Origin of the sequence: Turicibacter sp. KK003, assembly GCF_037014675.1 — a bacterium.
Classification (GTDB): Bacteria; Bacillota_I; Bacilli_A; order MOL361; family Turicibacteraceae; genus Turicibacter; species Turicibacter faecis.
The window spans coordinates 1,136,060-1,149,035 of sequence record NZ_CP142738.1; the positions used below are offsets into that span (position 1 = coordinate 1,136,060).

General features: G+C 37.5%; 9 protein-coding genes. All 9 read left to right on the forward strand.

All coding sequences use genetic code 11. The annotated features are described in order from the left end of the window. The first annotated feature begins 34 nt into the window (after positions 1–34). The 9 genes from lepA (at position 35) to VXM77_RS05755 (ending at position 12,799) form a co-directional block, all read left to right on the forward strand. Entirely contained in the window at positions 35–1,867 is a 1,833-nt protein-coding gene (lepA, locus tag VXM77_RS05715; RefSeq protein ID WP_317452431.1) for a translation elongation factor 4, read from the forward strand. A 484-nt stretch (positions 1,868–2,351) separates the two neighbouring features. Then, positions 2,352–3,128, forward strand: a complete 777-nt coding sequence (locus VXM77_RS05720) for a histidinol-phosphatase (protein ID WP_161831875.1) — start codon at positions 2,352–2,354, stop codon at positions 3,126–3,128. Positions 3,129–3,137: 9 nt separating this feature from the next. After that, the gene (gene hemW / locus VXM77_RS05725) at positions 3,138–4,274 is read left to right on the forward strand and encodes a radical SAM family heme chaperone HemW (RefSeq protein WP_338507339.1); all 1,137 of its coding nucleotides are present in this window, start codon (positions 3,138–3,140) and stop codon (positions 4,272–4,274) included. A 20-nt stretch (positions 4,275–4,294) separates the two neighbouring features. After that, a complete protein-coding gene (truB, locus tag VXM77_RS05730; RefSeq protein ID WP_338507341.1) occupies positions 4,295–5,194 on the forward strand; it encodes a tRNA pseudouridine(55) synthase TruB in 900 nt (299 codons plus the stop codon). A gap of 12 nt (positions 5,195–5,206) precedes the next feature. Beyond that, positions 5,207–6,133: a bifunctional riboflavin kinase/FAD synthetase gene (locus VXM77_RS05735; RefSeq protein WP_161831872.1), complete on the forward strand. Its 927-nt coding sequence runs from the start codon at positions 5,207–5,209 to the stop codon at positions 6,131–6,133. A gap of 107 nt (positions 6,134–6,240) precedes the next feature. After that, entirely contained in the window at positions 6,241–6,510 is a 270-nt protein-coding gene (gene rpsO / locus VXM77_RS05740; protein ID WP_161831871.1) for a 30S ribosomal protein S15, read from the forward strand. Positions 6,511–6,649: 139 nt separating this feature from the next. Then, complete coding sequence (locus VXM77_RS05745) at positions 6,650–8,104, forward strand: class I SAM-dependent DNA methyltransferase (protein WP_338507344.1); 1,455 nt, start codon at positions 6,650–6,652, stop codon at positions 8,102–8,104. A 3-nt stretch (positions 8,105–8,107) separates the two neighbouring features. Continuing rightward, positions 8,108–9,289: a restriction endonuclease subunit S gene (locus VXM77_RS05750; protein WP_338507346.1), complete on the forward strand. Its 1,182-nt coding sequence runs from the start codon at positions 8,108–8,110 to the stop codon at positions 9,287–9,289. Positions 9,290–9,463: 174 nt separating this feature from the next. Beyond that, positions 9,464–12,799 (forward strand): DEAD/DEAH box helicase family protein, encoded by a 3,336-nt coding sequence (locus VXM77_RS05755; RefSeq protein ID WP_338507347.1) that lies wholly within the window; start codon positions 9,464–9,466, stop codon positions 12,797–12,799. Positions 12,800–12,976 lie beyond the last annotated feature (177 nt).

Genomic DNA, 12,976 nt, shown 5'->3' on the forward strand with positions numbered 1-12,976 from the left:
AAAATGGATATTAAACTGGAATGGAGTGAGCTTTGTGAGTGCGATTAATAGTGAACAAATTAAAGAGCGACAAAAACGAATTCGCAACTTTTCAATTATAGCCCACATCGATCATGGAAAAACAACGCTTTCGGATCGTATTTTAGAGCGAACGAACGCATTGGAAAAACGTGAGATGAAAAATCAGCTATTAGATTCAATGGAACTTGAGCGTGAGCGCGGAATTACAATTAAGTTAAATGCCGTGCAGTTAACATATAAAGCGAAAGATGGAAATGAGTATATCTTACATTTAATTGATACGCCAGGACACGTCGATTTTACATATGAGGTGTCACGTTCATTAGCTGCATGTGAGGGAGCGGTATTGGTTGTTGACGCTGCTCAAGGAATTGAGGCGCAAACGCTTGCGAACGTTTATTTAGCATTAGATAATGATTTAGAGATTTTACCATTAGTAAATAAAATTGATTTACCGAGTGCGGATCCGGAGCGTGTCAAACAAGAGGTTGAGGATATCATTGGTCTTCCTGCGGATGACGCGGTATTAGCTTCGGCAAAAGCTGGAATCGGAATTGAAGAGATTTTAGAACAGGTTGTTGAGAAGGTTCCTGCTCCGACAGGTGATCCGGATGCCCCATTACAAGCGTTAATTTTCGACTCTGTTTATGACCAATATCGAGGAATCATCGCGTCTATTCGTGTCGTTAATGGAACTATTAAAAAAGGGCAAATGATTCGAATGATGGCAACTGGAGCCGAATATGAGGTAGTCGAAGTTGGTGTGCATACCCCTCATGAAAAAGTCGTTGATTATTTAAGTGTTGGAGATGTAGGCTTTGTTACCGCATCGATTAAAGATGTGAAGACGGTACGCGTAGGGGATACGATTACATCGGTTGCAAAGCCAGCTGAAGAACCTTTACCAGGTTATCGTAAATTAAATCCAATGGTATTCTGTGGGTTATACCCAATCGATGCCGCTCGCTATAATGATTTACGTGATGCATTAGAAAAATTAGTATTAAACGATTCTTCTTTACAATTTGAACCGGAAACTTCACAAGCTCTTGGATTTGGATTCCGTACAGGGTTTTTAGGATTACTTCATATGGATGTTATTCAAGAACGTATTGAACGTGAGTTTAATATTGATTTAATTGCAACAGCGCCGTCTGTTATCTATCATGTTTATTTAACGGATGGAACAAAGTTGGTTGTTGACAACCCTTCTCAGATGCCAGAGCCACAAACCATTAAATCGATTGAAGAACCTTACGTTAAAGCGTCAATCATGACACCGAATGATTATGTAGGACCGATTATGGAATTATGTCAGAAAAAACGTGGTGTATTTATTGATATGCAATATTTAGATGAGACACGCGTTCATGTGAATTATGAAATTCCGTTAGGTGAAATTGTCTATGATTTCTTTGATCAATTAAAATCTTCGACTAAAGGATATGCTTCATTTGATTACGAGTTAATTGGATACAAGCCATCTAAACTAGTGAAAATGGACATTTTATTAAATGGAGAGATTGTTGATGCACTAAGCTTAATTGTTCATAAAGATTTTGCGTATTCACGAGGGAAAGTTATTACGGAAAAATTAAAAGAAATTATTCCAAGACAACAATTTGAGGTTCCTATTCAGGCAGCCATCGGTGGTAAAATTATTGCTCGTTCAACGATTAAAGCATTACGCAAAAACGTTCTTGCGAAGTGTTACGGTGGAGATATTTCACGTAAACGTAAGTTACTTGAAAAACAAAAAGAAGGTAAGAAACGTATGAAGTCTGTTGGATCGGTTGAAGTTCCACAAGAGGCATTTATGGCGGTCTTATCAATGGACGAAGATTAAGAGAGGAGGCGCCCTCTCTTTTTCTATAGATAAAAAAAACAGCTAATGAATGATGTTTTTTAAAATATAAGGTAAACTATAGATAAGGCCAGATAAGTTTTTCGTAAAATAAATGTTTAAAGTTGAGCAATAAGGGAGGGTTCCTAATGGCGGTTCATTCATTTGCTGCGTCATTGCAGTATGCTAATTTTTGATAGGAAAGATGAAAAAGGTAGTCCTAATCATTAGAGGTGGCAATAAGTGACCTATTCCTGAAAATAATTTAACGTCTCTATTAGGGGGAGTATTTCTCTCTTAGATGAAATAGCAAATTGGCGCCTGTTTAGCTAACTTTATGAAGATGAAAATAGGATTGGATGTATAGGTAATAATAGGATAAAAAAAGCTTCTATTTTATGAAGTGAATGTGATAGGATGAAAGCTTGTCCCTTTGGCTTTATAAGCGGGAGGAATAAGAAAGAAAAACATTAAAAGAGGTGGAACGATGAAGTTAACAAATTATCATACACATCATGACCGTTGCAAACATGCTAAGGGTGGTGTCGAGGCTTACGTACGTGAGGCTGTTTTACATCATTATGACGAAATTGGAATGAGTTGTCATACGCCGCATCGCAACTTTAAACAACTAGGAACGCGTCGAATGAGTTATGATGAACTATCAGATTATTTTAATGATATTGAACAAGCTCAAGAAAAGTATCCCCAGATCCGCGTTTTAAAAGCACTTGAGTGTGAATATTTTCCTATTCTTTTTGAAGATATTAAGGCATTAAGTAAGCAAACGGATTATTTAATTTTAGCGCAACATTATATTCAGATTGATGGAAAATTTAAAGATGCGTTTCATTTCACAGAACCTCGTCAGTTAGAGCTTTATGCGGCGGGTATTGAAGAGGGAATGGCAACAGGATTTTTTAAAATTTTGGCTCATCCAGATGTTTTCATGACGACTTATCCTAAATGGGATGAAGCCTGTGAAAAAGTAACTCGACAAATTGCAAGAGCTGCACTTAAGTACGATGTGATTTTAGAAGTGAATGCAAATGGATTACGTCGAGGAGAACAAAAATATGAAGATGGTGTTCGCTATCCTTATCCATCGGAGAAGTTTTGGAAAATTATCGCCACGGAGTTTAAAGAAGTTAAGGTGATGGTGAATTCTGATTGTCATGATCCTGCTTATTTAAATGATGAATATATGCAAATGGCGCGTGACTTTGCGAAACGGCTAAAGTTAAATGTCATTACGCATTTATAGGAGGTTTTTATGCCTAAAGGGTTATATATTCATATTCCTTTTTGTGACCATATTTGTACCTATTGTGATTTTCCTAAGTTATTAACGAAGGGTCAGCGTCACGAGGCCTATGTGGAGTCTTTAATTCGTGAACTTCGATATTACGAGCAGCAAGTAGGGTTTGATGAGGTTCAGACGGTTTACATAGGGGGCGGAACACCAACGGCCCTAAGTATTGAGCAAATCCGTCCTTTATTTGATTACCTAGCGCAAGCCCTTCCCCTTGATCAGTTAGTTGAATTTAGTTTAGAGGCTAATCCTGAAAACTTAACTGAAGAAAAAGTGAACTATTTTATCGCGAATCATGTTTCCCGATTTAGTTTAGGTGTTCAAACGTTTGATGAGCAGTTGTTAAAAATAATTGGACGAAAGCATCGACGTCAAGAAGTGCATCGGGCGGTTTCGCTGCTTCAATCAAAAGGTATCACGAATATAAATATTGATTTAATTTACTCCATTCCAACGCAGACGCTCGAGCAAGTTCAGCGGGATGTAGAGGAGGCTATTTCACTTGGTGTTGAACACATATCCGCCTATTCATTGATTGTAGAGGAGCATACGCCACTCTATCTAGCTTATATGAAAGACCAGGTGACCTTGACGGATAACGAACTAGAAGCCCATATGTATGAGTTAGTAATTAATACGTTAGAAAAGAACGGGTATCATCACTATGAAATCAGCAATTTTTCAACATCTCGGCCGAGTATTCATAATCAATGGTATTGGAAAAATAAGACATATTTTGGCGTAGGACTCGGGGCGCATGGTTATATTGAGGGTGTTCGTTATCAAAATACACGCTCGATTAATGCCTATATCGAAAAGTTGAACAAAGGAGAGCTACCAATTATTGAGTCGCGCACTTTAACAGTAGAAGAACATTTAGAAGAGGAGATGTTTTTAGGTTTGCGTTTACAAGAGGGGGTCGATTTATCGGAAATCTCAGCTCACTATGAACGAGATGTTGAGTCTTTATATCGAACAGCCCTTCAACAATTAATAAAAGAGGGATATTTAATTCGTCAAAATAATCGAATTAAGTTAACACGGCGAGGTCTTTTGATGGCCAATGATGTATTTGAACAATTTTTATTATCTATTTAAGGAAAGGGTGACGGTAACGAATGGATGGAGTCTTATTATTAGATAAGCCAGCAGGGATGACGTCCCATGATTGTGTAAATATTGCGCGAAAAGTATTGAAAACGAAGAAAGTGGGACATACAGGGACACTTGATCCTAATGTAACGGGCGTCCTGCCGTTGTGCATAGGTCGGGCAACGAAAATTTCTCAGTTCTTAACGGCGAATGAAAAAGAGTATTTAGGGGAAGTGACCCTAGGTTTTTCGACAACGACTGAAGACGCTGACGGAGAGATGGTCGACCGTCAATTCGTTGAAGGGGAAATCACAGAGGAGGATGTAAAATCTGTTTTTAACGAGATGATGGGGCCAAGTATTCAAGTTCCGCCGATGTACTCGGCTGTCAAAGTTAATGGGAAAAAGTTATATGAGTATGCACGAGCGGGAATTGAGGTCGAACGCCCTAAGCGCGAGGTGACGATCGAAAATCTTGAATTAACAAGTCAGATTACGAAAACAGATGACGGGCTTGTGAAATTCAGTTTTCGTGTTCGAGGAAGTAAGGGGTTGTTTGTCCGAACCGTTGCAGTGACTATTGGTGAAAAATTAGGTTATCCCGCGCATATGTCTTATTTGAGAAGGGTTGCATCGGGTCCTTTTAAAATTGAAAGTTGTTTAACAATGGAAGAGTTTAAACAACGAGCTGAACAAGGAACGTTAACATTGATGTCCATCGAAGAGGCCATGTCTGCCTTCCCATCGGTTACGGTAGATGCTTGGGTTGAAAAGCTGGTTCGTAATGGTGTTCAACTTCATCATGATCAAGTGAAACAAACAGCGTCTTCACCAGTCGCCTTGTTTAGCCGTGATGGGAAGTGTTTAGCTGTTTATGAAAAACATCCGACACGCGAGGTTTATCGTTCGGTACGTGGATTCTTTTAGGAAGGAATAACGATGAAAGTGATTGAATTAAATTTAACGAAAAAGATGGATCAACCGCTAGCTGTGGCTCTCGGTTATTTTGATGGTCTGCATTTAGGACACCAAGCAGTCATTAAAGAAGTCGTGGATTATGCGAAAAAGCATCAGATTAGAAGTGCAGTGATGACCTTTTCACCGAATCCCAATCAATTTTTAAATAAATTAAACAGCCCTCATCTTTTAACACCGCATCAAGAAAAAATTCGAGTGTTAAAAGAGTTAGGAGTCGACGAACTTATTATTTTACCGTTTAATGAGGAGCTTGCGAAGATGCGAGCGACCGACTTTATCCAACGTTATTTAATTGAACCGTCCATTGCTCATGTATCAACAGGGTTTGATTTTCGATTTGGATATAGAGGGGAAGGAGAAGTAACATTGCTAGCCAACTATTCAAAGCATTTTAGTCTCAATGTAACGCCTAAATGTGAGTTGAACGAAGAAAAAATTGGAGCGACTGAAATTAAATCCTATTTAGCTGAAGGTAATTTAGAAAAGGTTACACAGATGCTCGGACGCCCTTATCGATTACGTGGAGTCGTTGTTAGCGGAAAACAACGAGGACGACAAATTGGATTTCCGACAGCAAACTTGAAGTTAAGTGAAGATTATGTCATTCCGAAGTGTGGGGTTTATGCGGTAAAGGTTGAAGTGCGTGGACGCCACTACGTTGGAATGTGTAACATTGGGCATAACCCGACCTTTAATTTTAATCATCAAATTTGTATTGAAACGTATATTTTAGATTTTGATGCTGACATTTATGGGGAAGAGCTAATTTTAGACTTTTGTGCCTATTTAAGGGACGAACAACGATTTTCATCGATTGAAAAGTTAATGGAACAGTTAGCCTTTGATCGACAATTAGTGCGAAGTTATTTTAAATTAGACTTGCAATAATGAAAAAGTATGATAGAATTAGAAATGTCCTTATTCTATGCTTTTAGCTCCTCCAGCGAATAGCTTGGATTGAGGCGTATTTAAAAGAAATGTAGGAGGTAATAGTTATGGCTATTTCAAAAGTAGAAAAACAAGAAATTATTAAAGCTTACGCAGTACACGAAGGAGATACAGGTTCTCCAGAAGTTCAAATCGCTGTTTTAACAGCTGAAATCAATCGCTTAAACGACCACTTAAAACAACACAAACACGATCATCATTCACGTCGTGGATTATTACGCATGGTTGGTAAACGTCGTAACTTATTAGCTTACTTACGTAACAAAGATATCAACCGTTACGCTACTTTAATCGAGCGTTTAGGATTACGTCGATAATTTTAAAAGAGCCTTCTAAGAAGGCTCTTTTTTAACGTGTATAAAGAATCTGTCCTATTTTCATACTAAATGGGCAGGCCTTTAACTAATGAGTTTAGATAATAAAGCGTCTTTGACATAGAAAAGGGAGGAACGTATCATGATAACTGGTGAATTGAAAAGTAAAGTCGATAAAATATGGGAGACCTTTTGGACGGGGGGAATTACGAACCCGTTAGAGGTCATTGAGCAGTTTACTTATTTGTTATTTATTAAAAATTTAGATGAAATTGAGACACGTAAAGAAAGTGAAGCGTTGTTGCTCGGGTTCCCATATACCGGAATGTTTCCGGCCGATCGTCAAGCATTACGATGGAGCCGTTTTAAAAATGAAGAAGCGACGCAAATGTATCAGACAGTAGCGACTGAAGTTTTTCCATTTATTAAATCGTTGCATGCCAACCAAGACTCAGCATATACCAAATATATGGGGGATGCGATTTTTAAAATTCCAACCCCTCAAATGTTAACGAAGTTAGTCGATATGATTGATGTCTTGCCTTTAACACCGGATACTAAAGGGGATTTATATGAGTATTTACTCTCTAAAGTGGCAACAGCGGGAACGAATGGTCAATTTAGAACGCCACGTCATATCATTGATATGATGGTGAAATTAATGAAACCGACACCTTCAGATGTGATCGTTGACCCGGCAGCGGGATCCGCAGGTTTTTTAGTGTCAGCCCAGCAATATTTAAGAGACAATCATGCCGATTTATTCCATAATCAAGGATTAAAAGAGCATTTCAATAATGACATGTTTTATGGGTTCGATATGGACCGTACGATGTTACGGATTGGGGCGATGAACATGATGTTACACGGCGTTGATAATCCGAACATTGAATATAAAGATTCTTTATCTGAACAAAATAAAGACGAGGATACATATACCTTAATTTTAGCGAATCCTCCGTTTAAAGGGTCACTTGATTATGAAGCGGTATCTGCTGACTTATTAAAAGTGACTAAAACGAAGAAAACGGAGCTTTTATTCTTATCGTTATTTTTACGGATTTTAAAAACAGGTGGACGTTGTGCCTCAATTGTTCCAGATGGAGTCTTATTCGGTAGCTCAAAGGCTCATAAAGATATTCGAAAGGAAATCGTTGAAAATCATAAGTTAGAGGCGGTCATCTCTCTTCCAAGTGGAGTCTTCAAACCGTATGCGGGAGTTTCAACAGCGATTTTAATCTTTACGAAAACAACTGTCGGTGGAACCGATCACGTTTGGTTTTATGATATGAAAGCAGATGGGTATTCACTTGATGATAAACGTCAACCGATTCAGGATAATGATATCCCTGACATCATTGAGCGTTTTAGTCATTTAGAAAATGAAGTAGAATGCCAGAAAACAGAACAATCCTTCTTCGTATCAGTGGATGAAATTCGCGAAACAGGATACGATTTATCCATCAATAAATATAAAGAAATCGAATACGAAGAAGTCCAGTACGAAGCCCCATCCATCATTGTAAAGAAAATTCAAACACTCGAAGAAGAAATTCAACAGGGGCTAAAAGAATTAGAAAAAATGATTGGAGAATAAAGGATGATAAAAAAAGTAAAATTAGGTGATATTTGCGAAGTAAGAGGGGGCTACGCTTTTAAAAGTATAGATTTCCAAAAGCAGGGTATTCCGGTGATAAGAATTAGTAACATAAGTGACAATTCAGTTCTTTTAGATGATAAAACAGTCTTTGTCGATAGTGTTAGTCAAGATATGCTTCAAAAATATAGTATACATAAGGGAGATATATTGGTTGCTTTATCGGGGGCAACTACTGGAAAATTTGGTATCTATGAAGAGGATACAGAGGCATTATTAAATCAACGGGTAGCAAAACTTATCCCGTCTAATTTGATTAATAATTTATATTTATATTACTATTTAAATACATTAAGGAGCATTATTCTACAGAGAGCTATGGGGGTGGCACAACCCAATATTAGTCCTAAAGAGATTGAGGATATGATTATATTTTTACCACTTTTAGAAACACAAATTAAAATTGCTCAAATACTAGATCAAGCGCGGAGGTTAATCGATAAACGAAAAGAACAAATCGCTTTACTTGATGACTTAATTCAAAGTGTGTTTTATGACATGTTTGGAGACCCAGGGTTAAATAGTAAGGAATGGGAATGTGGAAGAATTTCAGATATTATAGTTAAAACTCAATATGGAACGAGTACTAAAGCTAATGAAAATGAAGGTGAATACGCAGTATTGAGAATGAATAATATTACTTATCGTGGTAATTGGGATTTGAGAGCCCTAAAGTATATTGACTTAGATGAAAAGGATAGAAAAAAATATTTAGTTTATAAAGGGGAAGTTTTATTTAATCGAACTAATAGCAAAGAATTAGTTGGAAAAACGGCTGTCTATAAAAGGGAGGAGCCAATGGCATACGCAGGATATTTAGTTAAAGCTATTCCTAACAATAGAGCCAATGGCCAATTTATTGCATCGTATATGAATACCAAATATATAAAATCTCTTCTATTTAATATGGCTAAGAATATTGTTGGAATGGCCAATATAAATGCGGAGGAATTTAAAAGTATTAAGGTTTATATCCCTCCTATCGAACTTCAAAATCATTTTGCTGAAATGGTTGAGAATATTGAAAAGCAAAAAGAATTATTAAACAAGAGTTTGGCTGAATTAGAAACAAACTTTCATTCGTTAATGCAACGCGCGTTTCGTGGAGAATTAGTCGTTGAGTAATGGAGGGCGTTCCCGTTTTTGGGGGCGTCTTTTTTTAGTGAAAGAAGGCATCGGTCTTCCAATTTCTTCGGGTGGAAATGTTTTGCGAAAATACGGTATAATAGAGTAAAGATTAAAAAATACCTGAAGGTGGACTTGACTGTAAAAAGGGAAGATGAAGGGAGTGAGGGTTTGATGTGTGGTAATTTTAAGTTTTTAGAGGGAAAGACAGAGTTTGAAAGTTTTGCTGCTGCCTGTTTGGAGGCGGAAAAGGGGATTATCGTGAGTCCCGCTAACTGTGCGATTTTAAGCCGTCGGGCATTGGAACTTGCTGTCAAGTGGGTGTATAGCTTCGATGAAGCTTTACGCGTTCCCTATCAAGATAATCTATCGAGTTTAATTCATGAACATTCGTTTCGGGACATTATGGATGAAGAGTTGTTCCCGTTAATTAAATATATTATTAAACTTGGAAACGTGGCGGTGCATACCAATAGCGGCATCAAACGAGAAGAGGCCGTTCTTTCACTTCATAACTTACATCAATTTATTTCTTGGATTGATTATTGCTATGCAAAAGAGTATACAGCCACGCCGTTTGATGAGTCGATTTTGTATGAGGGAAAAGAGAAGCGAACACGTCCGGAAGAATTACAAACCCTTTATGAGACGCTAAGTTCTAAAGATAAACGGTTACAAGAAATGATTAAAGAGAACGAGGCGTTACGTCAACAATTAACGGAGCGTCGAGTAGAGCATGTTAAATCGTATTCATTTGAGGTCGATCCTTTATCAGAAGAACAAACACGCAAACGTTATATTGATTTAGAGGTTAAATTAGCAGGTTTTGAACTAGGGGTCGATGCCTTAGAAGAAGTTCAAGTGAGTGGGATGCCAACAACGAGTCAGATGGGGTTTGTTGACTACGTCCTTTATGGAAATAATGGAAAACCTGTGGCCGTTATTGAAGCGAAGAAATCAACGGTCGATCCAAAAGTAGGACAACAACAAGCTAAACTTTATGCGGATTGTTTAGAACGTCAATATGGGCAACGTCCGATTATTTTCTTTACGAACGGATACGAGATTTATTTATGGGATGATGTGAACTATCCCGAACGAAAAGTGGCAGGAATTTTTACAAAAGAAAAATTGCAATTAATGATTGAGCGTCGGCAAACGATCACGCCTGTCTTAAGTTCAGACATTCAAGATCACATCACGAATCGTCCGTATCAAAAAGAGGCGGTTTTACGTGTCTGTGAGGCGATTGATAAAAAACAACGAAAAATGTTACTTGTGATGGCAACAGGAACGGGAAAAACGCGAACGGCGATTTCGATGGTCGATGTGCTAATGAAACATCATTATGTGAAAAATGTTTTATTTTTAGCCGATCGAACGGCACTCGTTAGACAAGCGAAAACGAATTTTAGTCAACTTCTCCCTCATTTAACCTTATGCAATCTCCTCGATCGAAAAGAAAATCCAGAGCAAGCTCGAATGATTTTTTCGACGTATCCGACGATGATGAATGCGATTGATGAGGCCAAACGAAAGGACGGGAAAAAGTTATTTACACCCGGACATTTTGATTTGATTATTGTAGACGAATCCCATCGAAGTATTTATAAAAAGTATCAAGCGATTTTTGATTATTTCGATGCGCTTTTAATTGGATTAACGGCAACGCCAAAAGATGAAATTGATAAAAATACGTATTCGATTTTTGATCTTGAAAATGGGGTACCAACGTTTGCCTACGAGCTTGAAGAGGCGGTTGAAAGTGGTTATTTAGTAAGTTATCGCGTCTATGAAATGAAATCAGCCGTCATGGAAGAAGGGATCACGTATGATCAACTATCGGAAGAAGAAAAGGAACAGTTTGATGAACTATTTGAAGCGGATGAAACGATTGAAGACACCATTGATAGTTCGGCTGTCAATCAGTGGATTTTTAATACCGATACCATTGATCTAGTGTTAACGGAATTGATGGAAAAAGGATTGCGTGTTGAAGGGGGAGACAAGCTTGGAAAAAGTATTATTTTTGCCAAAAGCTCCCGGCATGCGAAGGAAATCGTGAATCGCTTTAATCAGCTCTATCCTGAATATGGTGGTGATTTTGCCCGAGTCATTGATTACAGTACGAAGTATGTTGAGACGCTGATTGATGATTTTAGCGAGGCGAAAAAGTATCCGCAAATTGCTGTTTCCGTTGATATGTTAGACACGGGAATTGATATTCCAGAAGTCTTAAACCTTGTCTTCTTTAAAAAGGTGCGTTCTAAATCGAAGTTTCATCAAATGATTGGACGAGGAACGCGCCTGTGCAAAGATTTACTAGGCGTAAATCAAGATAAGGAGGAGTTTTTAATTTTTGATTTTTGTCGTAATTTTGAATTTTTCCGTTTGAATCCTCAAGGAATGGAGACAAAGATTACGGCGTCTTTAACGGAAAAAACATTTAATTTAAAAATGGAGATCATGAAAGAACTTCAAGATTTAGCATATCAAGAAGCTCCCTATATGAACTATCGTCAAGCGTTACTTGCAGATGTTTTAGAAGATATTTCATCATTAAATGAAGACAGTTTTCGAGTGAAAATGAAGTTAACTTTTGTGGATAAATATAAACAAGAAGCGTCGTGGCAACATCTTGGGGCGGTGGCTGTCAATGAAATAAAATCGCATATTTCTCCGTTAATTATGCCGAAAAAAGAAGATGAACTTGCTAAACAGTTTGATTATACGATGTATTTAATTGAATTGGCGTACTTACAACATCAAAAACCAACACGAGCCGTGCAGGTCGTTGTCAAGACGGCGGAATCGTTAGCTAAACTTGGAACGATTGCACAAGTGGTGGCGCATAAGGATATGATTGAACGATTACAAACCGAACAATTTTGGGATGAGGCCTCGATCTTTGAGTTGGAGCATGTTCGACAAGCGCTAAGAGATTTAGTGAAGTTAATTGAGCGGCAAACACAAGTGATTTATACGACGTCTTTTTCTGATGAAATTATTGAGATGGAGGAAACAGGCCCGATTTACGGGGGAAATGATTTGAAAAATTATCGTAAAAAGGTGGAACATTATTTACATGAACACCGAGATGAACTTGCGATTTATAAGTTACGCCATAATAAATCTTTAACGGTTCAAGATATTCAAACGTTAGAGACACTTATGTGGACGCAACTTGGAACAAAGGAAGAGTACCAAAAAGAATTTGGTCAAACGCCTGTGACAAAGTTAGTTAGACAACTGGTGGGGATGGATAAAGAAGCAGCCCAGGAAATTTTTTCTGAATTTTTAAGTGATCAATCCCTCAATGTCAATCAACTCAAGTTTATTCAATTACTGATCGATTATATCGCCGCCAATGGTTTTGTTGAAAATAACCAAGTATTAACCGAAGATCCATTTAGGAGTGTGGGAAGTATCCTTGATTTATTCGATTTTAGTCAAGCTCAAAAAATTATTGCACATTTAAATGAAATCAAAGCGACCATTGATGTGGCTTAAAAAGCGCCTTAAAAGGCGCTTTTTTTTTCGGTCATCTGTCCATTTTTTTGAAATTAGCCTCTTCTTTTATGATAAATTTGATGCGACTTTTTTAGAGTATTAATTCTACAAACAATTAACTTAAAAATTTAAAAATTAGTTATTTCTCTAATAATTTGTTTTGATGGTGAAAAATTC

What these genes read in the sequence shown, in the direction of transcription:
- VXM77_RS05750 (WP_338507346.1), top strand. Translation starts at nt 8,108, where the DNA reads ATGATAAAAAAAGTAAAATTAGGTGATATTTGCGAAGTAAGAGGGGGC.
- VXM77_RS05745 (WP_338507344.1), top strand. Translation starts at nt 6,650, where the DNA reads ATGATAACTGGTGAATTGAAAAGTAAAGTCGATAAAATATGGGAGACC.
- truB (WP_338507341.1), top strand. Translation starts at nt 4,295, where the DNA reads ATGGATGGAGTCTTATTATTAGATAAGCCAGCAGGGATGACGTCCCAT.
- VXM77_RS05735 (WP_161831872.1), top strand. Translation starts at nt 5,207, where the DNA reads ATGAAAGTGATTGAATTAAATTTAACGAAAAAGATGGATCAACCGCTA.
- hemW (WP_338507339.1), top strand. Translation starts at nt 3,138, where the DNA reads ATGCCTAAAGGGTTATATATTCATATTCCTTTTTGTGACCATATTTGT.
- VXM77_RS05720 (WP_161831875.1), top strand. Translation starts at nt 2,352, where the DNA reads ATGAAGTTAACAAATTATCATACACATCATGACCGTTGCAAACATGCT.
- VXM77_RS05755 (WP_338507347.1), top strand. Translation starts at nt 9,464, where the DNA reads ATGTGTGGTAATTTTAAGTTTTTAGAGGGAAAGACAGAGTTTGAAAGT.
- rpsO (WP_161831871.1), top strand. Translation starts at nt 6,241, where the DNA reads ATGGCTATTTCAAAAGTAGAAAAACAAGAAATTATTAAAGCTTACGCA.